At 62.1% G+C, this 25,668-nt stretch carries 24 protein-coding genes, 2 tRNA genes and 1 pseudogene; 14 read left to right on the forward strand and 13 right to left on the reverse strand.

All coding sequences use genetic code 11. The features are described from left to right. The 5 genes from PPN31114_RS19270 to PPN31114_RS19290 form a co-directional block, all read right to left on the reverse strand. Positions 1–73: transfer RNA gene (locus PPN31114_RS19270), tRNA-Glu, on the reverse strand. A 163-nt stretch (positions 74–236) separates the two neighbouring features. Beyond that, positions 237–312: transfer RNA gene (locus PPN31114_RS19275), tRNA-Ala, on the reverse strand. Between the two features lie 176 nt (positions 313–488). Then, a complete protein-coding gene (gene pnp / locus PPN31114_RS19280) occupies positions 489–2,636 on the reverse strand; it encodes a polyribonucleotide nucleotidyltransferase (RefSeq protein WP_150681162.1) in 2,148 nt (715 codons plus the stop codon). Between the two features lie 306 nt (positions 2,637–2,942). After that, a complete protein-coding gene (gene rpsO / locus PPN31114_RS19285) occupies positions 2,943–3,212 on the reverse strand; it encodes a 30S ribosomal protein S15 (RefSeq protein ID WP_023595479.1) in 270 nt (89 codons plus the stop codon). A 288-nt stretch (positions 3,213–3,500) separates the two neighbouring features. Continuing rightward, positions 3,501–4,811 carry a branched-chain amino acid ABC transporter substrate-binding protein gene (locus tag PPN31114_RS19290; protein ID WP_246182651.1) on the reverse strand — a complete coding sequence of 437 codons (1,311 nt, stop codon included), beginning with the start codon at positions 4,809–4,811 and terminating at the stop codon, positions 3,501–3,503. A gap of 142 nt (positions 4,812–4,953) precedes the next feature. Between PPN31114_RS19290 and PPN31114_RS19295 the strand changes: the two genes are divergently transcribed. The 5 genes from PPN31114_RS19295 to PPN31114_RS19315 all read left to right on the forward strand — a co-directional run bounded on the left by PPN31114_RS19295 (position 4,954) and on the right by PPN31114_RS19315 (position 7,325). Beyond that, on the forward strand, positions 4,954–5,460 hold the full coding sequence (locus PPN31114_RS19295) for a hypothetical protein (RefSeq protein WP_150681163.1): 507 nt from the start codon (positions 4,954–4,956) through the stop codon (positions 5,458–5,460). Between the two features lie 16 nt (positions 5,461–5,476). Beyond that, positions 5,477–6,094 (forward strand): sigma-70 family RNA polymerase sigma factor, encoded by a 618-nt coding sequence (locus PPN31114_RS19300; protein WP_150681164.1) that lies wholly within the window; start codon positions 5,477–5,479, stop codon positions 6,092–6,094. Then, positions 6,081–6,299: a zf-HC2 domain-containing protein gene (locus tag PPN31114_RS19305; RefSeq protein WP_150681165.1), complete on the forward strand. Its 219-nt coding sequence runs from the start codon at positions 6,081–6,083 to the stop codon at positions 6,297–6,299. The genes PPN31114_RS19300 and PPN31114_RS19305 overlap by 14 nt, the downstream gene beginning before the upstream one ends. A 107-nt stretch (positions 6,300–6,406) precedes the next feature. Further along, on the forward strand, positions 6,407–6,745 hold the full coding sequence (locus tag PPN31114_RS19310) for a DUF4148 domain-containing protein (protein ID WP_174988248.1): 339 nt from the start codon (positions 6,407–6,409) through the stop codon (positions 6,743–6,745). 118 nt (positions 6,746–6,863) lie between these two features. After that, positions 6,864–7,325 carry a DUF417 family protein gene (locus PPN31114_RS19315; protein ID WP_174988251.1) on the forward strand — a complete coding sequence of 154 codons (462 nt, stop codon included), beginning with the start codon at positions 6,864–6,866 and terminating at the stop codon, positions 7,323–7,325. A gap of 16 nt (positions 7,326–7,341) precedes the next feature. On the opposite strand, the gene PPN31114_RS19320 is transcribed toward PPN31114_RS19315, so the two are convergent. Both PPN31114_RS19320 and PPN31114_RS19325 read right to left on the reverse strand, forming a co-directional pair. Further along, complete coding sequence (locus PPN31114_RS19320; protein ID WP_150681168.1) at positions 7,342–8,469, reverse strand: MerR family transcriptional regulator; 1,128 nt, start codon at positions 8,467–8,469, stop codon at positions 7,342–7,344. 205 nt (positions 8,470–8,674) lie between these two features. Next, a complete protein-coding gene (locus tag PPN31114_RS19325; RefSeq protein WP_150681169.1) occupies positions 8,675–10,219 on the reverse strand; it encodes a 2-isopropylmalate synthase in 1,545 nt (514 codons plus the stop codon). A 492-nt stretch (positions 10,220–10,711) separates the two neighbouring features. Here PPN31114_RS19325 and PPN31114_RS19330 point away from each other — a divergent pair, with 492 nt between their 5' ends. Beyond that, complete coding sequence (locus PPN31114_RS19330) at positions 10,712–12,538, forward strand: hypothetical protein (RefSeq protein ID WP_150681170.1); 1,827 nt, start codon at positions 10,712–10,714, stop codon at positions 12,536–12,538. Between the two features lie 116 nt (positions 12,539–12,654). Here PPN31114_RS19330 and lysM read toward each other — a convergent pair whose 3' ends face one another. The 6 genes from lysM to PPN31114_RS19360 all read right to left on the reverse strand — a co-directional run bounded on the left by lysM (position 12,655) and on the right by PPN31114_RS19360 (position 18,706). Beyond that, positions 12,655–13,140, reverse strand: coding sequence for a peptidoglycan-binding protein LysM (gene lysM, locus PPN31114_RS19335; RefSeq protein WP_150681171.1), 486 nt, complete (start codon positions 13,138–13,140; stop codon positions 12,655–12,657). Positions 13,141–13,337: 197 nt separating this feature from the next. Further along, complete coding sequence (locus PPN31114_RS19340) at positions 13,338–14,216, reverse strand: CDP-alcohol phosphatidyltransferase family protein (RefSeq protein ID WP_150681172.1); 879 nt, start codon at positions 14,214–14,216, stop codon at positions 13,338–13,340. A gap of 183 nt (positions 14,217–14,399) precedes the next feature. Continuing rightward, entirely contained in the window at positions 14,400–15,035 is a 636-nt protein-coding gene (locus PPN31114_RS19345; RefSeq protein ID WP_150681173.1) for a phosphatidylserine decarboxylase, read from the reverse strand. A gap of 223 nt (positions 15,036–15,258) precedes the next feature. Continuing rightward, entirely contained in the window at positions 15,259–16,275 is a 1,017-nt protein-coding gene (gene ilvC, locus PPN31114_RS19350) for a ketol-acid reductoisomerase (protein WP_150681174.1), read from the reverse strand. Between the two features lie 79 nt (positions 16,276–16,354). Next, positions 16,355–16,846 carry an acetolactate synthase small subunit gene (gene ilvN, locus PPN31114_RS19355; protein ID WP_023595471.1) on the reverse strand — a complete coding sequence of 164 codons (492 nt, stop codon included), beginning with the start codon at positions 16,844–16,846 and terminating at the stop codon, positions 16,355–16,357. Positions 16,847–16,936: 90 nt separating this feature from the next. Then, positions 16,937–18,706 (reverse strand): acetolactate synthase 3 catalytic subunit, encoded by a 1,770-nt coding sequence (locus tag PPN31114_RS19360; protein ID WP_150681175.1) that lies wholly within the window; start codon positions 18,704–18,706, stop codon positions 16,937–16,939. 446 nt (positions 18,707–19,152) lie between these two features. On the opposite strand from PPN31114_RS19360, the gene PPN31114_RS19365 reads away from it, so the two are divergent. The 8 genes and pseudogenes from PPN31114_RS19365 (at position 19,153) to PPN31114_RS19400 (ending at position 25,666) form a co-directional block, all read left to right on the forward strand. Next, the gene (locus tag PPN31114_RS19365) at positions 19,153–19,725 is read left to right on the forward strand and encodes an RNA polymerase sigma factor (RefSeq protein ID WP_150681176.1); all 573 of its coding nucleotides are present in this window, start codon (positions 19,153–19,155) and stop codon (positions 19,723–19,725) included. Then, entirely contained in the window at positions 19,722–20,153 is a 432-nt protein-coding gene (locus PPN31114_RS19370) for a DUF3619 family protein (RefSeq protein WP_150681177.1), read from the forward strand. Before PPN31114_RS19365 ends, PPN31114_RS19370 begins: the two co-directional genes overlap by 4 nt. Positions 20,154–20,175: 22 nt before the next feature. Then, a complete protein-coding gene (locus PPN31114_RS19375; protein WP_150681178.1) occupies positions 20,176–21,054 on the forward strand; it encodes a DUF3106 domain-containing protein in 879 nt (292 codons plus the stop codon). Positions 21,055–21,355: 301 nt separating this feature from the next. Continuing rightward, complete coding sequence (locus PPN31114_RS19380; protein WP_150681179.1) at positions 21,356–21,928, forward strand: RDD family protein; 573 nt, start codon at positions 21,356–21,358, stop codon at positions 21,926–21,928. Continuing rightward, positions 21,925–22,911: an esterase/lipase family protein gene (locus tag PPN31114_RS19385; protein ID WP_150681180.1), complete on the forward strand. Its 987-nt coding sequence runs from the start codon at positions 21,925–21,927 to the stop codon at positions 22,909–22,911. The genes PPN31114_RS19380 and PPN31114_RS19385 overlap by 4 nt, the downstream gene beginning before the upstream one ends. A 221-nt stretch (positions 22,912–23,132) precedes the next feature. Beyond that, positions 23,133–23,993 (forward strand): annotated as a pseudogene (locus tag PPN31114_RS19390) (UDP-2,3-diacylglucosamine diphosphatase); the annotation flags it as partial. Between the two features lie 162 nt (positions 23,994–24,155). Beyond that, the gene (locus PPN31114_RS19395) at positions 24,156–25,193 is read left to right on the forward strand and encodes a glycosyltransferase family 4 protein (RefSeq protein ID WP_150681181.1); all 1,038 of its coding nucleotides are present in this window, start codon (positions 24,156–24,158) and stop codon (positions 25,191–25,193) included. Between the two features lie 38 nt (positions 25,194–25,231). Further along, a complete protein-coding gene (locus PPN31114_RS19400) occupies positions 25,232–25,666 on the forward strand; it encodes a diacylglycerol kinase (RefSeq protein ID WP_150681182.1) in 435 nt (144 codons plus the stop codon). Positions 25,667–25,668: the final 2 nt, after the last annotated feature.

Raw genomic sequence — 25,668 nt, forward strand, 5'->3', positions numbered from 1 at the left:
CGTCCCCTAGGGGATTCGAACCCCTGTACTCACCGTGAAAGGGTGATGTCCTAGGCCTCTAGACGAAGGGGACAAAATCGTCAAAACTTTGTCTGTTTCGCTTTACTGCATTTCGCGAAGAACGCTATTCTAAACAACATTTCTTCGCTTGTGAAGCTTTATTTTCAAGTTTTTTGCATCGTTTTTGCAAGAATCTTGCTCATTCGACGCGCCTGAAAATCAAGCTTCGGAATCCGTGGTGGAGGTAAGCGGGATCGAACCGCTGACCTCTTGCATGCCATGCAAGCGCTCTCCCAGCTGAGCTATACCCCCCGAACAGAGAAATGAGATTCTAATGACAAACCCATTTCCTGTAAATACCCCTCTCGCATTTTTTCCGCATTATTTCGCCGATCCGTGCGAAAAATGAAAAACGGCGACTCAATCGAGTCGCCGTTTTCCTTTTCAGCGCGGCAGCGTGCACGCACGCCGCCGAAAGCACCGCTAACTTAGCCTTCGTGCTTGGTCACTGCCGCAGCGCCAACGCGCTCTTCTTCGGTCAGTGCCTTGTGCGACAGACGCAGACGGCCCTTGTCATCCTGCTGAATCACCTTCACACGCACCGACTGGCCTTCCTTCAGGTAGTCGTTGATGTTGTTGATGCGCTCATTCAGGATTTCCGAGATGTGCAGCAGACCATCCTTGCCCGGCAGCACCGAGACGATCGCGCCGAACTCGAGCAGCTTGAGCACGGTGCCGTCGTAGACCTGACCCACTTCGACTTCGACGGTGATCAGTTCGATACGACGCTTCGCTTCGGCAATGCCTTCAGCGCTCGGGCTGGCGATGGTGACCACGCCGTCGTCCGAGATGTCGATGCTCGTGCCCGTTTCTTCGGTCAGCGCGCGAATCACCGAACCACCCTTACCGATCACGTCGCGGATCTTTTCCGGATTGATCTTGATGGTGACCATGCGCGGTGCGAATTCCGACAGCTCCGTACGCACGCCCGATTGGGCTTCCGTCATCTTTTCCAGAATATGCAGACGGCCTTCCTTGGCTTGCGCCAGCGCCACTTGCATGATTTCCTTCGTGATGCCCTGAATCTTGATGTCCATCTGGAGTGCGGTCACGCCGTTCGACGTACCTGCCACCTTGAAGTCCATGTCGCCCAGGTGATCTTCGTCGCCGAGAATGTCGGTCAACACGGCAAACTTGTTGCCTTCGAGGATCAGGCCCATGGCGATACCGGCGACCGGCGAGGTCAGCGGCACACCAGCGTCCATCATGGCGAGGCTACCGCCGCACACCGAAGCCATCGACGACGAACCGTTCGACTCGGTAATTTCCGACACTACACGCACGGTGTAGCCGAAATCGTCTGCGCCCGGCAGGCAAGCCACCAGGGCACGCTTGGCCAGACGGCCGTGACCGATTTCGCGACGCTTGGGCGAACCCACGCGACCCGTTTCGCCCGTCGAGAACGGCGGGAAGTTGTAGTGCAGCATGAAGCGATCACGGTACTCGCCTTGCAGCGCGTCGATGATCTGCTCGTCGCTCTTGGTGCCCAGCGTAGCCACCACGAGTGCCTGCGTTTCGCCACGCGTGAACAGGGCCGAACCGTGCGCACGCGGCAGCACGCCGGTGCGAATCGAGATCGGACGCACGGTGCGCGTGTCGCGGCCGTCGATACGCGGCTCGCCAGCCAGAATCTGGCTACGCACGATCTTGGCTTCCAGATCGAACAGGATGTTGCCGACTTCGATCGCGTCCGGGGCAGCTTCGCCCTTAGCGGCAGCGGCTTCACCCAGCTTAGCGATCACGTCGCTGCTCACGGCACGCAGTTGTTGCGTACGGGCTTGCTTTTCACGCGTTTGGTAAGCGGCGCGCAGCGAAGCGTCGGCCAGCTCGGTCACTTGTGCGATCAGCGCTTCGTTCTTGCCAGCCGGCGTCCAGTCCCACTCAGCCTTGCCGCCATCGCGCACGAGGTCATGAATGGCGTTGATAGCCGTTTGCAGTTGTTCGTGACCGAACACCACTGCGCCCAGCATCACGTCTTCCGGCAGTTCCTTGGCTTCCGATTCCACCATCAGCACGGCTTGTTCCGTACCGGCGACAACCAGATCCAGTTGCGACTTGGCGATTTGTTCACGCGACGGGTTCAGCACGTATTGGCTGTCGACGTAGGCAACGCGGGCAGCACCGACCGGGCCGTTGAACGGCAGACCCGAGATGGCCAGCGCAGCCGAAGCACCGATCAGGGCCGGAATGTCAGCCGGCACTTCCGGGTTCAGCGAAACGACTTGCACGACCACTTGCACTTCGTTGTAGAAGCCTTCCGGGAACAGCGGGCGAATCGGACGATCGATCAGGCGCGACGTCAGCGTTTCGTTTTCCGACGGACGGCCTTCGCGCTTGAAGAAGCCACCCGGGATCTTGCCGGCGGCGTAGGTTTTTTCGAGGTAATCGACGGTCAGCGGGAAGAAGTCTTGACCCGGCTTGGCGTTCTTTGCGCCCACAACCGTAGCCAGCACAACGGTGTCGTCCATGTCGACGAGCACAGCGCCCGACGCTTGACGGGCGATCTCACCCGTCTCCATGCGAACCTTATTTTGGCCCCACTGGAATTCCTTGGACACTTTATTGAACATTTGCACTCCTTTATCGAATCGCGCGAATGCAGCAGCGGCGCGATATCGCTGCCGGGGTGGTCCCGACGCCGCACAGGGGGGAGTGTTATGCCATTCCAGCGTTGCTCGGCGCGTTGCCGTGCAGCTCTCTGATGCGACCCTGGAATGACACAAGCCCTGCTTGCCGACGAGGCCCCGTAACTCGGGAACCCGGTGCGAGGACCGGGCTTGGCGGCCGGAAAAGCATCGAAATGAGGCTCTTCAGGCGTCGCCCAAAAACAAAATGCCTGCATCAGCACGCTGATACAGGCATCTCGTCGTAATCGTAATCGCTTACTTACGCAGGCCCAGCTTCTCGATCAGGGCGCGGTAGCGGTCCGCATCCTTGCCCTTGAGGTAATCGAGCAGCTTGCGGCGACGGCTCACCATGCGCAGCAGACCGCGGCGGCTGTGGTGATCCTTCATGTGGGCCTTGAAGTGCGGGGTCAGTTCGTTGATGCGCGTGGTGAGCAGCGCAACTTGCACTTCGGGGGACCCGGTGTCATTGGCCGTGCGGGCGAATTGCGCCACGACGTCCGACTTCTTGATATCTGCGTTCGACATTTGCTTTCCTTGGATATACACGCGGTCACGGAAGAATGGCCGTGCCGTGAACTTACAAAAACATGCGCGACATCGCCGCGCACAAACAAAAACTGCAAGTGCGCGATTATACGGGAATTGCCATCGGGCCGCCACAATTTTCCATGCTGCGCCCCATCAGGCGGGCCTGAGACCCCGATTTCGGGGTCAAAACCCTGAAAACGCCCCGTACAATCCGCCCAAAATCTGCCGATTGTCTCGAAAATCGCACCAATCCAACCCCGCCCGTACGCCCTCAATCCACCGCAATCAACGCTGGCGAGCCATCCGGCAGGTACTCGGCAGCGCCACCTTATTGGCCGGAAGCTCCATCACCGTCTTGAAGCCGTAGCCCGAGCCCTCGTTATCGAACTTCACGCCCGGCTCACCCGCGCGACGCATCACCGACACATACAACGGCTCGATCATCTGGTGATCGTTCGGGCGCATCCACGCATCGGCCGGTGCCTCGCGAATACGGCGATTTTCCAGCGCGCGGCCCACCGTCGTCACGTCGGTCGTGCCAGCCTGCTCGAGCGCCGACGCAATCATGTCGATCATCACGCTCATGCGCAGCAGCGGATAGTCGTCGCGCGCTTCCGGATACCGGGCGCGGAAGGCCTTATAGAACGCATCCGACGCCTCACCGCCCACATTCGGGTGCCACTCAGCCACGGCATAAACGCGCCCCACCCCAGCGTCGCCCAGCGCGGCCGGTGCGCCCAGCGCGTTGCCGTAAAACGTATAGAACTTGAGTTCCATGCCCTGCTCGCGGGCGGCCTTCACCAGCAGCGTGAGGTCGTTGCCCCAGCTCCCCGTCACGACCGTATCGGCCCCGGCAGCACGAATGCGCGCGAGATACGGTGTGAAATCCTTCACGCGGCCCACCGGGCTGAACTGCTCGCCCACGATCTGCACGTCGGGACGCTTCACGCCGATCATCTGGCGCGCCAGCCCAGCGACCTGTCGGCCAAAGCTGTAGTCCTGATTGAGCAAATAGACCTTCTGAATGCTCGGGTCTTCCTTGATCGCCTCGGTCAGCGCCTGCATACGCATGGCGGCATTGGCGTCGAAGGCGAAATGCCAGAAGCTGCACTGCTCGTTGGTGAGCGCGGTATCCACCGCCGAGTAATTGAAGAACAGCATGCGCTGACCCGGCTCACGGGCGTTGCGCTTGTTGATCGCGTCGATCAATGCCGATGCCACGGCCGAGCTATTGCCCTGCAAGACAAAGGGAATTCCCAAATCGCCGGCCGCTTTGAGTTGCACCAGGCTGTCTTCGACCGCCCCTTTGCTATCAAAAACGGTGAGTTCCAACGGGTGCGCGCCATCACGCAATTTCACGCCGCCACGGGCGTTCACGCGCTCGATCGCGAAGCGCAAATTGCGCTCGACCATAGCGCCCGCATTCCCGAACGGCCCGCTCATCCCTTCGATGAGCGCCAGGCGAATCGGCGGTGCGGCCTGCGCAAGACCGGTGGCGGCCAGCAGACCAAGCGCGATCCAGCGCGGCAGTGAACGCGACCACGAGCGCGACAATGAACGCGGCAATACGCGCGCCAGCAAGACGTGAAATTTCATCGAGGCCCCAGTAACTCTCTCGGCGCGAATCATAACTGCCCGGTCCGGCCCCGGCAAGCCGAGTCACCCCACGATGCGTCACACGGCGGTATGCTTATGTCGTGCCGCTGTGCGGTATTTCCGCGTGAATACGAGGCTATCCATGATCCCGATTTCCAGAGTGCTCGTGACCGGTGCCCTCACCCTGTCGCTCGCCGCCTGCTACACCGCGCCCTGGCAGACGTTGCCGCCGAGCACATCGCAGGCCGACGTTCAAATGCAGCTTGGCAAGCCCAAAGAGGTCTACCCGCTCGCCCCGGGTGTGACGCGCTGGCTCTATCCCACCAAGCCATTCGGCGAAGAGACGGTGGCCGTGGACTTCGACGCGCAGGGCCGGATGCTCAAGGCCACGCAAGTCTTGTCCACACAAGAGTTCAACAAAGTCGAAGTCGACAAGTGGACCAAGACCGACGTGCTGCATCACTTCGGCGAGCCGGTCGAAACGTCGGCCTTCCCGTTGATGAAGCGCGAAGTCTGGACTTACCGCTTCAAGCAGGACGACGTGTGGTTCTCGATGATGAACTTCTACTTCGACCCGGATGGCGTCGTGAAGACCACGCAAATCAGCCCCGACCCGCTGCACGAGAAGCGCGACAACAACATGTTCTGACCAAAGGAGACGCTTCATTACCCGCCCCCTCGAACTCGATCAGGCACTCGATCAGACATACCTCTCCCAACTCCGCCACGACCTCTTGCGCTTTGCCAAGTTGCAACTGCGCGACGACCACCTCGCCGAAGACGCGGTGCAGGACTCGCTCGTGGCGGCATACGCGCAGTCGCACGAATTCGCTGGCCGCGCGCAGCACAAGACGTGGGTCTTCGCTATCTTGCGCAACAAGTTGATCGACACCATGCGCGCGCGCCGACGCACGGTCAACGCATCGTCGCTCGAAACCCCCGATGGTGCAGACGCTAACGGCGAATCGGTGTTCGACCGCGAGCTCTTTGGGGACAACGGCCACTGGGCCGAACACGCCCGCCCGAAGCCGTGGCCGCGCCCCGAAGCCATCGTTGCCCGGCAGCAGTTTTGGACGATGTTCGATTGGTGTCTGAACGAACTTCCCGAGGCCATCGGGCGCGTGTTCGCCATGCGCGAATTGCTCGACATGGAGATGGCAGAAATCTGCGGCGAACTCGAGCTCAACGCGAATCATTGCAGCGTGTTGCTGTACCGCGCCCGCCTGCGCTTGCGCACGTGTCTGTCGACCAAAGGCTTGGAGAGCGCCGATGCCACTGGGTAAGTGCCGCACCATGACGCGAACGATCTCCGATGCCCTCGAGCGCCGCCTGACCCTTGTCGAATCGGTCCGACTGCGCCTGCACCTGAGCGCGTGCGATGGTTGCCGCGCCTATCGGCAACAGGTTCACGCACTACGCTCGATAGCGCGCATCGTCAGCGGGCGCGCCATCGACAGCAACGACGGCAACACCAACAGCGATCTTTGAAATTTTTTCGCGCGATCTGTCATATCCGGCTCGCTGGTCCGACTAAACGGTGCCATCGCCAGTGAATGCGCTGCGCGGTGCTCCCTTTCATCAACCGGAGAGACACCATGAAAATCCGCAAACTTGCCCTCGCCACTTCCTTCGCAGCCATTGGCATGATTGCCGCCAACACTGCTGTCGCTTCGAGCCACTCGGCGCTCACCCGCGCGGAGGTCAAAGCGGAACTCAAGCAACTCCACGACGCTGGCTATTCGTCCGCACAGGACAACACACGTTACCCGGCGAACCTGATGGACGCGCTGAACAACGCGTCGCGCACCAGCGCCGCCAGCACTGGCGCGAATGCCATGCCCGCAAAGCAGAACATGGCCGCCATGGAAATGGATCGACCGAAGTTTCGAGACTTGGACGCAGGCTTTCTGAATCGCGTGTATCGGGGCAGCTAAGCGGCGTCGGGGTGTCACGCATCGTGACGCCCTGCTTGCCGCATGGCCCCTTGCGTCGTTGGCGGCAACCGGCGTTGGCGGTTGCCGCATCCGATTCCTCTGCACAGGAGAAGTCTGCGTGCATACCCAAACTGTTTTATTCACGCCTGCCCGGCTCGAACGCGCCGCAGGTGCGCTCGCGATATACAGCGTCGCTGGCGTCTTTCTGGGATACGGCGCCTACAAGTTCACGAGCGTTGAAGCTCAGGCCATTTATCCATTAGTCAGCAACAGCCCGCTGCTCGGCTGGCTGTATCACGTGCTCAGCGTGCAAGGCGTGTCGAATCTGGTCGGCACCATCGAGATCGTTTCGGCGCTTGCCATGCTTTGGCGAAGAGACTGGCGTGTCAGCTTGGCTGGCAGTCTTGGCGTTGCGCTGGCGTTGGTCGTCACCGTATCGTTCATCGTGACGACACCGAACGCCGGTGGCAGCGCCTTTGGATTCTTGGTCAAAGACACTGTGCTGCTTGGCGTTGCACTGCTCGCTGCGTCGCGAGCTTGGGCCGCCGGGCACAAGACGCCAAACCTCACGTTCCGCTAACCCTGCCGTCGCTCGCTCACGCCGCAGGGGCCCGCCACGCGATCATGCCCTGCGTGCGCGCCCGCACGTCGCTCGACGCCAGGCACGAAGCGAGCGCCTCGTACCCGCGCGCGCCGGGATACGGGGCAACGCAGAAAGGGGGTTCGTGATTCGCCGGGCAGAGGATCAGCGTCTCGTCCGGACCGACGGCGCTCAGATCGAGGATGTGCACGGAGCGCGTCATGAGGATGAGTCGCTGCGACGAACGTGCAGCGCGATGGCGCAGGAAACGAATCAGTGCTTCCTGCGTCGCCTGGTCCAAGCCCTGCTCGACCATGTCGACAACCACGACGGGGGCCACATGCGCGTTACTCGCACTGCTCGCGCCATTCACACCACCCGCCCCGCCCTCCCGGCTCACCGCGCCTGTTTCGTAAGTGCCGTCAACTTCCAGCGCCATGAGCAGCGCGTACAGATCGGGACTCGCTTGCCCCCCCTCCTCCACAATCCACGCCGTGGCCCGCGCAATACGGGCGGCGTCTGCCGCAACGGGTGGCGGCGATGCCGAGGCCTGCGTTGCGCGGCCGAGTCCAACGAACACGGCCCCCGGTATCGACTCGGCCAATTGCATCGCCAATCGCGTCTTACCGCTGCCCAACGGCCCAGTCAGGAAATTAAGCGGACGCACGTCTTTCAATTCGAACCACTCGCCGCCCCACGGCCACGGCAGGGCAAAGCCGACATTCAACGAGGCTGAATCGGAGGCATGGCGAGGTTCATTCCGCAACAACTGCGTCAGAGCCCCCGTCGCGGGCATTCGCCCTTCACGAAGCTCTGCACGCAGGGCGCGCACGCGAGCGATCTGCTGCATGCGGGTTGCGGTATCACGCAAGAGCACCGCTTCGTGCGACTCAAGCGCCTGCGCCAGTGCGTCGCGATTGCCGTCCAGCACCGACTTGACTTGTGCAAGGCTCAGACCCAGCGCACGCAGAGCCACCACTTCCCCGGCTCTCGCCATGTCCTGTACGCCGTATTGCCGATAACCGGCAGCGGTGCGCCCCGGCGCCAACAACCCGTGCAGCTCATACAGACGCAGCGCCTTACCCGACACGCCAAGTTGCTGCGCCGCCTCGGACGCCGTGAGATTTCGATCGGAAGACGCCATTTATCGCTCCTTCATCTGTGGGATGACGTCATGTTCAGCCCGGCCCCAAGGGACGAGTCAAGCCGCAATTGCGCCGCCAGAAACGACAAAGCCGCCACCTTCGAGATGAAAGCGGCGGCTTTGCGATGCCAGAACGCGGCAGCCGGTCGACATGTCGGCAGCGAATGCCGCGTCTGCCTGCCAGCCCGCCCGCTACCCGGCGGCCTTACGGCGTCAATTGCGGATTGAGCTTCTCGGCCTTCGAATACAGCTTGTTGAGCGCCGAGAGGTACGCCTTGGCCGACGCGGCAACGATATCCGGATCGGTGCCCACGCCGTTCACGATACGGCCGGTCTTCGACAGACGCACGGTCACTTCACCCTGCGACTGCGTGCCCGTCGTAATGGCGTTGACCGAGTACAGCAGTTGCTCGGCACCGCTTTGCACTTGCGACTCGATGGCATTGAGCACCGCGTCGACCGGGCCGTTGCCCTCGGCTTCGCCCACCAATTCCTTGCCCTGCGCGGTGAACACCACACGTGCGCTCGGGCGCTCGCCCGTCTCCGAGTGCTGCGCCATCGACACCAGATAGAAGTGCTCGCCACCTTCAGCGGCCGCTTCGTTCGAGACGATCGCCAGAATGTCTTCGTCGAAGATTTCCGACTTCTGATCGGCCAGTTCCTTGAAGCGGGCGAACGCCGCATTCACGTCCTGCTCCGATTCCATCTCGATGCCCAGCTCTTGCAAGCGTTGCTTGAACGCATTGCGGCCCGACAGCTTGCCCAGCACGATCTTGTTCGCGGTCCAGCCCACGTCTTCCGCGCGCATGATCTCGTAGGTGTCGCGGGCCTTCAACACGCCATCCTGGTGAATGCCCGACGCGTGCGCAAAGGCGTTCGCGCCGACGACGGCCTTGTTCGGCTGCACGTTGAAACCGGTAATTTGCGACACCAGCTTCGAGGCCGGCACGATTTGCGTCGTGTCGATGCCCAGTTCCAGCCCGAAGTAGTCTTTGCGCGTCTTGAGCGCCATCACCACTTCTTCGAGCGATGTATTGCCCGCGCGCTCGCCCAGACCGTTGATCGTGCACTCGATCTGACGCGCACCGCCCAACTGCACACCCGCCAGCGAGTTCGCCACGGCCATGCCCAAGTCGTTATGGCAGTGCACCGACCAGACAGCCTTGTCCGAGTTCGGCACTCGCTCGCGCAACGTACGCACCAGCTGACCGTAGAGTTCCGGCACACCGTAGCCGACCGTATCGGCCACGTTGATCGTCGTCGCGCCTTCGTCGATCACGGCTTCGAGCACTCGGCACAGGAAGTCCAGATCCGAGCGGCTGCCGTCTTCCGGCGAGAACTCGATGTTGTCGGTGAACTGACGCGCAAAGCGCACGGCCAGCTTCGCCTGCTCGAACACCTGATCCGGCGTCATGCGCAGCTTCTTCTCCATGTGCAGCGGCGAAGTGGCGATGAACGTGTGGATACGCGAAGAGTTAGCCCCCTTGAGCGCCTCGGCGGCGCGGGCAATATCGCGGTCGTTGGCGCGGGCCAGCGAGCACACCGTGCTGTCCTTGACGATGCCCGCGATGGCTTTGATCGACTCGAAGTCGCCATTCGAGCTGGCGGCGAAGCCCGCTTCGATGACGTCCACGCGCAGACGCTCCAGTTGACGGGCGATACGAATCTTCTCGTCGCGCGTCATCGATGCGCCAGGCGACTGTTCGCCGTCGCGCAAGGTCGTATCGAAAATGATCAACTTGTCAGCCATGACTTTCTCCTGTGGGGATCTCGTAGAGTTCGGTTTGTTCTTGGTGTCTTGTTGCGGCTTGCCCGTGGGCCGAGTCACTTACCGGGTCGGCTTGGGAAGCCTTGCTTTGGGTATCCGCTTTGGAAAGCCTGCGCTCGGGGGCAACGACCGAAGGGGTTTAGCGCGCGACGCGCACAACCGTTGTCGGCCCGGCAATCAGCAGGTGGCGCGAGCGGCGTGGCGAAAGCGGTGCGGAAGGGAGGCCCAAAGCCCGGGCGGCGCCTGAAATCATGTGCGCCAATATAGTCGCAATCGGGTGATTTCGCAACGACGCGGGGGGCACCGGAAGCCGCGTAATTCCGGCTCGAAAACCGTAGGCGTCGACACAAACGTTGTAGCCCGCTGCCAAGGGTTCGGAGAGCATGGCTCGCCCCGCCACGACAGCGCCTGGCTCCCCCTTTCCGGGCGGAATTCGGATAGCGGCGCACGGGGCGCCAACCGAGAGGACTCTGCATGGGCAATACCACGTCGTTGATGGCAAGCGCGCCGCCCCATTCCATTCATGCGCCTGTGGGAAATGGCGCGTTACTCGCACCCATCGCACCGCAACCAGGGCTGGCGAGCGCATTTCAGGGTGCTGGCCCGCAGCGGGCATTGATCGAGACCAAGGCCAAGCCCCTGCCGCGTACTCAGCCCAGTGCCGCGGCGCGAGGTAACAAACCGCACAACGTCAGTAAAAGACGCGTGCCGCCAGCGATGAACCCGCCGATTGACGCGCCAGCCTCTCCTCTCTCACGAGACGACGTGCGAGTCGAGTGGATCGGCGGCAACGTGAGCATCAACCGAAACTATTCCGCATCGAAGGTATTGCGAATCCTGGGTAGCAGCCGCCGCCCATTCGCCTCGCTCGCGGAAGTTGCCGACGATTTGCATTTTGCCGCCCACGGGAAGGGCCTGCCTTCGCGACAGAAGAAAATGGCGGACATCGCCGGACAGTGGGTCGACGTCGCGACATCGTTACATCCGCGCATCATGCTCTCGCGCAATTTGGCGGGCGGGATGGCGTCGTTGGCCGACATGCTGGACGGAAAGCCATTCACGGCCGAGCAGACCAACGCAGCGCTACTCGCCCTTGATTTGCGAGCCATTGGCAGGCCGTCGCGCGTCGAGGCGTCGGCCGATCTTGCACCCCTGCGCGAACCAGCGTCGGTGCCCGAGCCGCCCGTGCCGCCGGACCTGCGGCAAGGTGCGTTGCCCACCGAAACGCGCCCGATCATCGATGAGCATTGGCTCCGCGAGCATGTCGCGACACCCACCGAATCGCTGCCAGCACCCAACGCCGAGGGGCTGATTCACCATGGCGGGAAAACATGGATAAAAGGCGACGGCGGCTATTACCAGGTGCATCGCAGCGCTCGGAACGGATGGTCCGTCTATACCCGCGGCGGGCTGCACGACGTGCCGGTGCAATTCGAACCGGCAACGGCACAGTGGCGGGCGTACCCCAAATTGAGCCTCAATGGCGGCGGCGGCGCCACGAGCAAGCAAATGCGGGCGGCTCCCCCGCCATCGGACAGGCGAGCGTCAAACGAGCCCGCGTCGGACGGGCCTGCATCGGGCAGGACGGCGTCGAACAGGCTGGCACCGCCCGCCAGCGAACTGATGCCGAAGGACAGCATGGATGGGTTCCGAATCGTCACGTCGTCCTTTCCGTTGCTGGCGGCCAGACCGCAGCTGGCCGGCAGAATAAGACGGGCGTTTCGCAACCTCGGCAAACTGTCCCTGCTCCGCAGCAATCGGCCCGATCGACGACATATGACCGACTATTCGATTTTCGAGGCGCGCAACAGCATCGTCGAAGAACTCGAATCCTCCGGGCGCACCTCAAGCCTCGAAAGCCGTCAGGAAAGCGCCGCCAGGATCACGACCAACTACTACGAAGCACACCGGGGCTCGGAAGCCTACTGCCAAGAAAACTCCGAGATACTGTTTCAATATCTGCTTGACGAAGGAGTCTCGCGCAAACGATTGTCCATGATCACGTTCACAGACAGTGACAGCGGCCATGTGGCAGTCCTCTATACCAAACACATATCGGCCTTCAAAGGCATGATCAGCGAGGACAAGCAGGCGTTCCTGTCGGAAGCGGATTTTGCCAATACCGTGTTCGAGCGTCGTGAGACCACGTTGTTGCTCAACCCCTGGGGGCGCGCGAAATTGCTCGGGTTTCAACACGCGGAAACACCGCAAGACGTTCTGAATACGATCGATATGGCCACCGGGGAAGCGGGCATCCTCTCCCGGTTCGGGTATCGCGTGAGGGCCACCCATCCAAAGTAATCGGCCGCATGCAAAGAAAAACGCGGGACGAATCAGAGAGATTCGCCCCGCGTTTGTGCGCTCAGCGCCGCTAATGCCGCTCAACCCGACCCTTCAGCACCAGGCACGTCGGCACATCAAGCCGGTGGAATGCGCAGCACCTGCCCCGGGTAGATTTTGTCCGGGCTGGTGAGCATCGGCTGGTTGGCTTCGAAGATGGCGTTGTACTTATTGGCATTGCCATAAACCTCCTTCGCAATGGCCGACAGCGTGTCACCCGACTTCACCGTGTGATAGGTCGCCTCGGCCGAGGCCGTCGACACGGACATCTTGTCGTCGACCTGCGCCACGCCCTTCACGTTGCCGCAGCACAGCAGAATCTTTTCCTTGGTCGCCTGATCCGGCGCCACGCCGAACACTGTCACCGTGCGCGACGCGCCGTCGAACGTCACGGTCAGCCCGGTCGCGTCCAGATTCTGCGTTTTGATGTAGTTCTCGATGGCCTCGGCGGCCGTACGGTTCGCGGCGTCCGCATCGGGGCCCGGCGGCGGCGGTTCAGCGGCTTCTGCCTTGCTGCCCAACAACGCCTGACCGGCTTCTTTCACGAAGTCCAGAATGCCCATGATTTCTCCTTCGTCACGTAGAACAACGGAAACGGCGCCGGGACCGGCCTGCTTCACCACGGCACACCCGCGCCGACGGGGGGGTACTTCGGAGCCTGCAACCGCAAGACTACAGCATCGCGGCACAGGGTCACCTGACAACACTGACAGGTGGATGTGACAAGGGGCGTACCGAGACGCCCCTTGTGTTGACCTGATTACTCGTCCACTTCGCCGAAAATCCGTTGCCGACGGCCTTTCACGAAGCGAATTGCCCACAGCACGTAGCCCGAAATGCTGTACAGGCAGAACATGCCGAAAAGCACCAGCGGCGGGTCGGACGACACGAGAATGAAGCCGACCATGAACAGCAGCACCACGCCGAACGACACGCGCTGACGCACATCGAGCGCTTTGCCGCTGTAGAACGGCGCGTTCGAGACCATCGACATCCCGGCGTAGATCGTCAGCCCGAAAGCCACCCAAGGCATCCAAAACACGTTCACCGGCAGCTTGTTGTCGATCGTGATCCAGACGAACCCGGCAATGAGCGCCGCCGCCGCCGGGCTGGCCAGCCCTTGGAAGAATCGCTTGTCGACCACGCCGATGTTCGTATTGAAGCGCGCCAGACGCAACGCCGCGCCTGCCACATAAACAAACGCCGCAAGCCAGCCCCACTTGCCGATTTCGTGAAGAATCCACTCGTACATGACCAGCGCCGGCGCCACGCCGAACGACGTCATGTCGGAAAGCGAATCGTATTGCTCGCCAAACGCGCTCTGCGTATTGGTCATGCGGGCGACGCGCCCGTCCATGCCGTCGAGCACCATGGCGAAGAAAATGGCGATGGCCGCCTGCTCGAAGCGGTCGTTCATGGCCTGCACGATGGCAAAGAAGCCACAGAACAGCGCCGCCGTCGTAAAGGCGTTGGGCAGCAGGTAAATACCGCGGCTGCGCGGGCGAACCGGCAGCTCGTCTTCGGCGGCGTGTTCGTGTTCTTCGTTCATCGATGGGTCTGCGGAAGCGTTTTTGTGACGGCCGAACGGTGAAAGGTGTCGGACATTGTTGCGCAAGCGGCCGCGATGGTTTTCCGGCATCTGAACCTCCTTGACGATGCGTGGTGCTGCGGGCCGAGCCCGCGACGGATCACCGCTATTGGAACGCAAGAAGCGAAAGCAGTTGCAGACCGCGGCACCGTGACGCACAACATTTGGCAACTTTCATGCACAACGTTGCTTGGCGCCACCGCGCGCGGCCTGACTTGGGTCAAGCCGTGCCGATTACAGATCGGCGAGGATCGTCGTGGTCGCCGACACCTTTTCGCCGATGGTCACGCGCGGACGCGAGCCCAGCGGCAGGTACACGTCGACACGCGAACCGAAACGGATGAAGCCATAACGCTGACCGCGCGTGAGCGTCTCGCCCGGCTTCACGTAGCACAGAATACGGCGCGCGATGAGGCCCGCGACCTGCACGCTCGTGACGATCTGACCGCCCACGTCGATCACCAGCGCATTGCGCTCGTTCTCCAGCGATGCTTTGTCGAGATCGGCGTTGAAGAAACGACCCGGGAAATATTCCACCTTGGTCACCGTGCCGTCAACAGGGGCACGATTCGAGTGAACATTGAAAACGTTCATGAAAACGCTGATCTTGAGCGCTTCACGGCCTGCATAGGGGTCCTGCGTGGTTTCGATGGCGACGATGCGGCCGTCGGCCGGCGAGAGCACGGCGCCTGCCTGTTGCGGCACCTGACGCGGCGGATCGCGGAAGAATTGCAGCACGAACAGGGCGATCACCCAGAACGGCGCGGCCCACAACACGCCTGCCAGAAAGTGCACGACAAGCGCGACGGCGACGGCAATGCCCAGGAAGGGCCAGCCCTCGCGGGCGATGATCGGGTGAGGATAATTCATGCGATTGACTCGCGTCCTTGGGAAAACGGTTGAGTGAGCGGGTCGGCCTGCTTCGGGCCAAACCGTGGCGTGGCGGCATTGTAGCAATGCGCGCGCCGTGACGACACTTTTTCGCCATCTGACATGCCGGCGTCACAAAAAAAGCCGCCCGCCGAACCGCGGCGAAAGCCACGGCGGGGCGGACGGCTAGTACTGCTTTGAACTGCGGCGACTGACGTCGTGCTTAGTTCTTCGACTGGTCGACCAGCTTGTTCTTGGCGATCCACGGCATCATTGCGCGCAGCTTGCCGCCAACTTGCTCGATCTGGTGCTCGGCCGTGATACGGCGGCGCGAGATCAGGGTCGGGGCGCCGGCCTTGTTTTCCAGAATGAACGACTTGGCGTATTCGCCGGTCTGGATGTCGGTCAGGCACTGCTTCATGGCCTTCTTCGTCTCTTCGGTCACGACGCGCGGGCCGGTGACGTACTCGCCGTATTCGGCGTTGTTCGAGATCGAGTAGTTCATGTTGGCGATGCCGCCTTCATAGATCAGGTCGACGATCAGCTTGAGTTCGTGCAGGCACTCGAAGTAAGCCATTTCCGGCGCGTAGCCGGCTTCCACCAGCGTTTCGAAACCGGCCTTGATCAGCTCGACGGTACCGCCGCACAGCACGGCTTGTTCGCCGAACAGGTCGGTTTCCGTTTCTTCACGGAAGTTCGTTTCGATGATGCCGGCACGGCCGCCGCCGTTGGCAGCAGCGTACGACAAGGCGATGTCGCGAGCGGCGCCCGACTTGTCTTGCGCCACGGCGATCAGGTGCGGCACGCCGCCACCGGCCGAGTACGTCGAGCGCACCGTGTGGCCCGGGGCCTTCGGGGCGATCATGATGACGTCCAGGTCAGCGCGCGGGATCACGCAGCCGTAGTGAACGTTGAAGCCGTGGGCGAAAGCCAGGGCAGCGCCTTGCTTGATGTTTTCGTGCACTTCGTTCTTGTACACGTCGCCGATTTGCTCGTCCGGCAGCAGCATCATGACGATGTCAGCCGACTTCACGGCTTCTGCCACTTCTTGCGTGTTCAGGCCGGCGTTGACCGCCTTATTCCACGAAGCGCCGTTCTTGCGCAGACCGACCGTCACGTTCACGCCGCTGTCCTTCAGGTTCTGTGCGTGGGCATGGCCTTGCGAGCCGTAACCGATGATCGTGACTTGCTTGCCCTTGATGAGGGAGAGGTCGGCGTCTTTGTCGTAGAAAACTTTCATTTTGAAATTGTCCCGTATTGCTAAAAATTAACTGAAATCAGAATGGATCGAAATCCGCTTACCGTGTTGGCGTTACCGCTCAAACCTTCAGGATGCGCTCACCGCGACCGATGCCCGAGCCGCCGGTACGCACCGTCTCGAGAATCGCCGTGCGATCGAGCCCTTCGATGAACGCGTCGAGTTTCGACGAGTTGCCCGTGAGTTCGATCGTGTAGGTCTTTTCAGTAACGTCAATGATGCGGCCGCGGAAAATATCCGACATCCGCTTCATCTCCTCGCGCTCCTTACCGACCGCACGCACCTTGATGAGCATCAGCTCACGTTCGATATGCGCGCCTTCGGTCAGATCGACCACCTTCACCACTTCGATCAGCCGGTTCAGGTGTTTCGTGATCTGTTCGATGACATCGTCAGAGCCCGTCGTGACCACCGTCATGCGCGAGAGCGAACGATCTTCGGTCGGCGCGACGGTCAAGGTCTCGATATTGTAGCCACGTGCGGAGAACAGCCCGACCACGCGCGACAGCGCGCCCGGCTCGTTCTCGAGCAAAACAGAAATAATGTGCCTCATGGTGTATCCCGGATTGTCCAATTTTGTGGGTTCGCCGCGCCCGTGCCTCGGCCTCAGTTAGCCAGTTGCACTGCGGCGCACCGCGCCTTGTTACAGATCTTCCGAACCAAGCAGCATCTCGCTGATGCCCTTGCCCGCCTGGACCATCGGCCAGACGTTCTCGGTGGGATCCGTTTGGAAATCCATGAATACCGTACGATCCTTGAGCGCAAGCGCCTCGCGCAGTGCCGGCTCGACGTCCGACGACTTCTCGATGCGCATGCCCACATGACCGTACGCCTCGGCGAGCTTCACGAAGTCAGGCAGCGCGTCCATATACGAACTGGAGTAACGCTTGCTGTATTCGATCTGCTGCCACTGGCGAACCATGCCCAGATAGCGGTTGTTCAACGACAGAATCTTGATCGGCGTGCGGTATTGCAGGCACGTCGAGAGCTCCTGAATGCACATCTGGATCGAGCCTTCGCCGGTAATACAGGCGACTTCAGCATCCGGATGCGCCATCTTCACGCCCATGGCTGCCGGCAGGCCGAAGCCCATCGTGCCCAGACCACCGGAGTTGATCCAGCGGCGCGGCTTGTTGAAGCGGTAATACTGCGCTGCCCACATCTGGTGCTGACCGACGTCCGAGCACACGAAGGCTTCGCCATCGGTGAGCTTCCAGTACGTCTCCACCACGTGCTGCGGCTTGATGATTTCGCTCTTGCGATCGAACGCGAGGCAATCGCGCGAACGCCATTCCTCGATCTGCTTCCACCAATCGGCCAGCGCCGCGGTGTCCGGACCGTGTTCGGCCGTTTGCAGGTTCTCGATCATTTCGCGCAACACTTCCTTCACGTCGCCGACGATCGGAATGTCGACCTTCACGCGCTTGGAAATCGACGACGGGTCGATATCCACGTGAATGATCTTGCGGGCGGTCGAGGAGAAGTGTTCCGGGTTACCGATCACGCGGTCGTCAAAGCGTGCACCGATGGCGATGAGCACGTCGCAGTGCTGCATGGCCATGTTGGCTTCGTACGTGCCGTGCATGCCCAGCATGCCGAGGAACTTGGGATCGCTCGCGCGATACCCGCCCAGGCCCATGAGCGTGTTGGTCACCGGATAGCCGAGCAAGTCGCAGAACTGGTTCAGTTCCTTCGATGCATCGGCCAAGATGATGCCGCCGCCGGTATAGATATAGGGACGCTTGGCCGAGAGCAGCAGGCTCATCGCCTTGCGGATCTGACCCGAGTGGCCCTTCGTGACCGGGTTGTACGAGCGCAGCGACACCGACTTCGGATATTCGAAGCGGGCGCGCGCTTTGGACACGTCCTTCGGAATATCGATCAGCACCGGGCCGGGACGGCCGGTCTTGGCGATGTAGAAGGCTTTCTTGATGGTGGCGGCGAGATCGCGCACGTCCTTCACGAGGAAGTTGTGCTTGACGCACGGACGGGTAATACCGACCGTGTCGCATTCCTGGAAGGCGTCCAGACCGATAGCGGCCGTGGGCACCTGCCCGGTAATAATCACGAGCGGGATCGAATCCATGTACGCCGTGGCGATACCGGTGACCGCATTGGTCACGCCGGGGCCAGACGTCACGAGGCACACGCCGACTTTGTCGGTGGAACGCGAATAAGCGTCGGCCGCATGCACGGCAGCTTGCTCATGGCGAACCAGGATGTGCTGGATCTTGTCCTGCTTGTAGAGTTCGTCGTAGATGTAGAGAACCGAACCGCCGGGATAACCCCACAGATGTTCGACCCCTTCTTCCTGAAGCGAGCGCACGAGAATCTCGGCGCCAATCATGTCTTCGGAAGTGTTTTGATGGCGAGTAGCTTCCGCCTCGGAGAATTCCGCGCTTGGCATGTTCATTGTCGACCTTTCAAAGTTTCGGCAAAAATTTTGATCGGGTGCTCTCCCCGCGAACTTGTGGTTCGGGCTCAAGCTGCGCGTCTGAATGATGGACACACCTTTTAAGCGTGCCGATATTGAGACAATCACAGATATTGCGAACTGGCAACGTTACCGGTTTGCAGCAAAATGGTCAAGCAGGTTTATGCATTTGCAGCATGATTGCGAAGTCCGCTTCGCAAGATTCCCACACCGTGCGCGAAAGCGCCCCATGCTGGTGCACAATCTTTCCACGATAGGAAGCCAAGACAAACCCGCCTGTCGCAATCGAGCAAACACGGTGAAAAGCGGTTACATGGGCGCGCGTTTTTGGTAGCATCCGCTCCGACTACGCGATCTTTACGTAATCTTTACGCTTACACGGCATTTCAAAGGCGCAGCGGGCAACGCTGCGTGCACCCCACCGGATGGCATCTGACAAGGAACTGGCGGATTTTCTCGCGGGCATCGAACGGCGCGCCTTCAAGCAGGCCGTCTATGCCGTTCGTGACGACGAGGCCGCCCTCGATATCGTTCAGGATGCGATGATCCGCCTCGCCGAGAAATACGGCGACAAGCCGCCGGCCGACCTGCCGCTGCTCTTCACGCGCATTCTCCAAAACACGATTCACGATTATTTCCGGCGTCAAAAGGTGCGCAACACCTGGGTGACGCTATTCTCGAATCTTGGCGGCGCCAGCGACGACGATCGCGACGATTACGATCCGCTCGAAACCTTACTCTCGCAGGATGGGTCCATTCAGACCGAGAGCAGTGAGGACCAGGTTTCGCGGGCGGAAATCCTCACCATTATTGAGTCAGAGATACAGAAACTACCCGCGCGTCAACGGGAAGCCTTCCTCATGCGTTACTGGGAAGACATGGACGTTGCCGAGACCGCCGCCACGATGGGGTGCTCGGAAGGCAGCGTCAAGACGCACTGCTCACGCGCCACACACGCGCTGGCGGCAGCGTTGAAGGCAAAAGGGATCAGGTTATGAGTCACGATCTGGAAACGAGGGAAATTCGCTTCGCACATCGCGTGCGACTGGCGCTGGACGAAGCAGCGGATACGCCGTCGCCGAATATTGCGGCCCGGTTGGCCGCTGCACGCCAGGAAGCGCTTGCGCGCAAGAAACCGGAACCGGTCGCCGTCGTGCAGCCGGCGCTGGTGCTCGCGGGCGTCGGTGCCGTGAGCGGTACGCCGGACGTCGGCGGGCCGCGCCGCGCATTCGACAAACTGGGGCGTCTGGGGCTGCTCTGGCCGCTCGCCGCCTTGGTGATCGGTCTGGCGGGCATCGCCTACTGGGAACATCAGCAACACATTCAGGACCTTGCGGATATCGACGCCGCAGTGCTCAGCGACGAACTGCCGCTCTCGGCTTATGCCGATCACGGTTTCAACGCCTATCTGAAGCGTGCCCAGTAGTCCCACCCTCCAAGACCGCCCTGTGACGCGACGCAACGTACTTTTTCTGGTCGCCGCGCTAATCGTGGCCGCGCTCGCCGGCACGGCAGCGCTGCGCCGCTCGCAAGCCCCCGAGCCCGTCTCCGACGCGCCGCCGGTCATCGCCGGCACCAGTGCCTCGGGCGCTTCCGCCACCGCCTCTGGCGCTGCGGCCAATGCACCGGTCGGCAGTCTCTCGGGTGCTACGGCGAGCGCACCGACTGCGGCACTGCCCTCGCCTGGCGGTTATTGGGCCAAGCTCACCCCCGCACAACGTGAAGCGCTCTCGCCGCTCGCCCAAGACTGGAATCGCATGAGCGATCGTCAGCGCGAGAAGTGGGTCGAGATCGCCAAGCGCTTCGACACCTTGTCGCCGGAAGGCCGCAAACGTCTGCACGATCGCATGGCCGACTGGGTCCGCCTGACGCCCGAGCAGCGCCAACTGGCCCGCGAAAGCTATCAGAACGCCAAGACACTGCCGCCGGATCGCAAGGCACAGGTCTGGCAGCAGTACCAGCAACTCACGGAAGACCAGAAGAAGCGTCTGGCCGCCGACGACAAGAAGCAGGCAAACCGTCCCAACGTGGTAAGCGCGCCGCCTTCCGGCCGCACGGGCGTGAAGAATCCGTACGCGGCCGTCCATCGCAAAGACGCAGGCCCGACGGGCAAGAATGGTGCGTTGCCGGTACCCGCACCCTCGTCGACGCCGGGAAGTGCCTCTGCACCCGCAGCAGCACCTACCGCCGGGCAGACGGGCGCCGCACAGGCTGCTTCCGGCAGTGCCGCCGCGAGCGCTGCCGCCGCCAACGGCAACGGAAATGGCAACACGGCCAACGACCGTGGCGACGCCGTCTTCAATTCGGATCTGTATCACCACAATTGACGCGTGGCGCTGTCGTAGCGCCGCCATCGCATTGCCAGACGGCCGCCTCCGGGCGGCCGTTTTGCATTTGAATTCATGAACGCGGCGTGTCGGCCTGACATTGGAATTCACGAACACGGCATGCCGGTCTGCCATCTGCGAGCCCCCACGCCTATCACGCCAGCGACCTCTGCCTGCCGCCGTCCGTCGATCGGCTGGCCCATCGCGGCAATCTTCCGCATAATGGGCGACGCATTGCCAAGGGCAGGCGCGCTGGCTTCCGTCTCGCGCGCATGACGATAAGACCTCAGACCACGCTGCGATGACCGATTCCGCTACGACCCGCGATACTTCGCCCGCAACTCCATCCGCCGCATCGCAAACCGGCCGCACCATGCCCTCGCCCGACGGCAGCTACGCCGTACCGACGTTGCGGCGCCGTCTGCTGTCGATGGTCTATGAATCGCTGCTGCTCTTCGGCGTGCTCTTTCTCGCGGGCTATCTGTTCAGCGCCCTGACCCAGCAACACAGCGGCTTGATGTATCGCCATGCGATGCAAGCATGGCTGTTCCTCGTGTTGGGTGCCTATTTCGTGTGGTTCTGGACGCACGGCGGCCAAACGCTCGCCATGAAGACCTGGAAGATCCGCGTGGTCGACGCCCATGGCCAACCCCTCGGCCTTGGCCGCGCCCTCGCCCGGTACGTGCTCGCGTGGCTGTGGGTACTCCCCGCGATGGCGCTGGACTGGGCACTGGGCCTGACCGGCTGGAACAGCGTCACGCTGCTCACCGGCTGGATGGTGCTGTGGGCCGTCGCCATGCGCGTGATGCCCGACCATCAGTTCGTTCATGACCGGCTTGCTGGCACGCGCCTCGTGAGCGTGCTCGGCAAATGAGCCCGCCACGCGACGCCCCATCGACGGGCCCATCCGAGGGTACCGGGGCAGTTCGCACCTATCGCGCATCGCGTCCTCACGTCATCTTCGGCGCAGCCGAGGTATTGCTCTCGCTGGTGGTCGCCGGTGCCACATGGGCGACATGGCACAGCCCATGGACAACGCTGCTGTGGACCCTGCTATGGCTGCCGGTCTCACACGCCGTGGGCCTCGCCGCAGGTTTCACCATGGCGGCAAACGCCGACCCAACCCCCGAGCGCCGCACGAGCGGCGGCACGAACATCGCCATCTGGGCGTATGAATGCGCCGCGTCGATTCTGCTGCTCGATGTCTACCAGCCGTGGCGCAGTACCGCCCCCACGGCGTCGCCGACCGGCCCGGCTAGACCGGTCGCCGTTCTGCTATTGCACGGCTACGGCTGTAATCGCGCCTTCTGGCTGCGCTTCTCGCGCCATTTGGCAGACGCCGGTTATCACAACGACGCCATCAATCTCGGGCCGATTTTCGGCGACATCGACGACTACGCCGAGACCATCGCCAACGCGGCACTCGCGCTCGCCGAGCGCACGCGCTTGCCCGTGGTACTGGTCGGGCACAGCATGGGCGGCATCGCCGCGCGCGCGTGCCTGCGTCGATTCCCAACGCTGCCGGTGATTCACACGATCACGCTCGGCTCGCCGCATTTCGGCACACTGCATGCGCGCCATGGCATCGGACATAACGTACGGCAAATGGGCCTTGGCAGCGAATGGCTGGTGACGCTGGCCAATGGCGAAAGCGACGCCGAGCGCTCGCGCATCACATCGATCTACACGTATCACGACAACGTCGTGTATCCCGTGCGGACTTCGGTGTTACCGGGCGCGCGCAATATTGCGCTCGACCGGCTCGGACATGTGTCGCTCGGCACGCATCCGCGAGCGCGCGCACTCGTGTTGGAAACGCTAGAACGCGTCGCACAAGGTTTGCGTCACGGGGCGTAATGCTCGCCCGCGCTTGTCGCATCGCCGCCACGCTTCAAGACACATTCGCGACACGTCGATGACTGTCATCGTCCCTTCACGAAGGCACGGCGTAATGCACGCATGTTCAACGCGACGTGCGAGCCGCTATGACGACGACACCCACCTTTGTGCCGCTCTCCCCACCCACGGCTCGCGCCGGTCGCTTCGCCGACGCCCCGCCGGGACGCCCCGCCACCCCGCCCGCTACGCCCCCCGCCGCCCCGCCCTCCACGATCGACCTGCCGCCCGACAATCCCGATCCGCTCGATCCGCCGCCTGAAGGCATCACGCGCTACCGCACGATCTGGCTCTCGGATATTCACCTCGGCACGCAAGGCTGTCAGGCGGACTACCTGCTCGACTTCCTACGTCACCACGAGTCGGACTACCTCTATCTCGTGGGCGACATCATCGACGGGTGGCATCTGCGCAAGGGCTGGCACTGGCCGCAGGCGCACAACGATGTCGTGCAAAAGATGCTGCGACGTGCGCGCAAGGGCACGCAAGTCATCTACGTGCCCGGCAATCACGACGAAGCCGCGCGCCAATTCTGCGGCCTCGCGTTCGGCGACATCGCAGTGCGCGACGAAGCGTTTCACACCACGCTCACGGGCAAGCGCCTCTGGATCACGCACGGCGATCTATTCGATGGCGTCATCCAGCATGCGAAGTGGCTCGCCTATCTCGGCGACTCGCTCTACACGCTCACGCTGCTGCTCAACCGCTGGTTCAATCGCGTGCGTACACGCTTCGGCTTCCCGTACTGGTCGCTCTCGCAGTACCTGAAGCATCAGGTGAAGAACGCGGTGAATTTCATCTCGGCGTTCGAGAACGTGATGGCCGACGAAGCGCGCCGCCGCGGCTGCGACGGTGTGGTCTGCGGTCACATCCACAAGCCGGAAATCCGCGAGATCGACGGCCTTCTGTACTGCAACGACGGCGACTGGGTCGAGAGCCTCTCGGCGCTGGTCGAGACAACCGAAGGCGAGCTTCGCATCATCTACTGGACGCAGAAGCGCAGTGCGCGTGCCACCGTCAAGAGCACGCCGGTGAGCGCTTGAGCCGACTTGAGCCTGCTTAAGACTGCTTGAGCCGCCATTGCAGGACCCCGTTGTGAAACGCCAGTGCGCGCCCGGCCGAGCATCGCCGGGCGCCTGCCCTGACCCCGCGCGCGCCGTCTGCGCGCGTCTTTGACTCGCGCCATGTGCGCGAAGGAGCGCCCGATGAAAATCATGATCGTCACCGACGCCTGGGATCCGCAAATCAACGGTGTGGTCCGCACGCTGAAGAACACGCGCGCTCAACTCGAAGCCGCCGGCCATCGCGTCGAGCTGCTCACGCCGCAGGAATTCCGCACCCTGCCGTGCCCCACTTATCCGGAAATTCGCCTCGCCTTCTTCGTGGGTGGACAGGTGAAGCGCCGCATCGAGGAATTTGCGCCCGACGCCCTTCACATCGCCACAGAAGGCCCGCTGGGCATGGCCGCCCGCAAATGGGCCACACGCAACGATTTCCCGTTCACCACGGCGTACCACACGCGCTTTCCCGAGTACGTGCAGGCGCGCTTCGGACTGCCGCTGGCGACGACCTATCGCTTTCTGCGCTGGTTCCACAAGCCCTCGCGTGCTGTGATGGCACCCACGCCCGTGGTCAAGCGCGATCTCGAGGCCAATGGCTTCAAAAACGTGGTGCTGTGGACGCGCGGCGTCGACCTCGACATCTTCCGCCCACAAGAAGCCCATGTGTTAAATTCAGCCCATCCGATCTTTCTCTACGTAGGACGCGTTGCTGTGGAGAAAAACATTGAGGCATTTCTGAAGATCGACCTGCCGGGCTCGAAATGGGTCGCGGGTGAAGGGCCGCAATTGGCGGAGCTTCGTTCGCGCTATCCGGATGTGAACTATCTCGGCATGCTGTCGCAGCCTGAGCTGGCGAAGGTGTACGCATCGGCGGACGTTTTCGTCTTCCCGAGCCGCACCGACACATTCGGCCTGGTGTTGCTCGAAGCGATGGCCTGCGGCCTGCCGGTGGCAGCGTACCCGGTCACCGGCCCCATCGACGTGATGCATGGGTGCCCCGAGGGCGACGCCGGCGCGCTGCGTGAAGACCTGCGTGAAGCGTGTCTCGATGCGCTCAAGGTGTCTCGCGAAAGTGCCCGCGCATGGGCGGAACGTTTCTCGTGGCAGGCTGCCTCAGAAGAGTTTGTTTCGCACCTGCATCCGCGCACGCCCGAGTCGTCATCGCTCGCGCCTGCGCTCTGATCCACCTCTCGAGCCCGTTGCGGCGAGGAACCTGACGCTTGTTCATCGACCATCCGCCGCCACGCGACAAACAACCGAATCCGTACAAGGGCAACCGGGGCGTCATGCGCGCATGGCGCGCCCTGAAGTACTCCCTGTCCGGCTTCAAGTTTGCCGTTTTCGAAGAGAGCGCTTTCCGTCAGGAGCTGGCGCTCGCCGCCATCTTGCTGCCGGCAGCGATCTTCCTGCCGGTTACGGCCGTCGAGCGCGTATTGCTCATCGGCTCGATCCTGCTCGTGCTGATCATCGAGCTCGTCAATTCGAGCATCGAAGCCGCCATCGACCGCATTTCGCTGGAACGGCACGAACTGTCTAAACGGGCCAAGGATTTCGGCAGCGCCGCCGTCCTCGTTGCCCTCGGTCTGTGTCTGCTCACCTGGGCGTCGCTGGCCGGCCCTGTCATCGTCGAACTCGTTCGCTCCGCGTTTTTCTGAGA

Origin of the sequence: Pandoraea pneumonica (genome assembly GCF_902459645.1) — a bacterium.
Taxonomy (GTDB): domain Bacteria; phylum Pseudomonadota; class Gammaproteobacteria; order Burkholderiales; family Burkholderiaceae; genus Pandoraea; species Pandoraea pneumonica.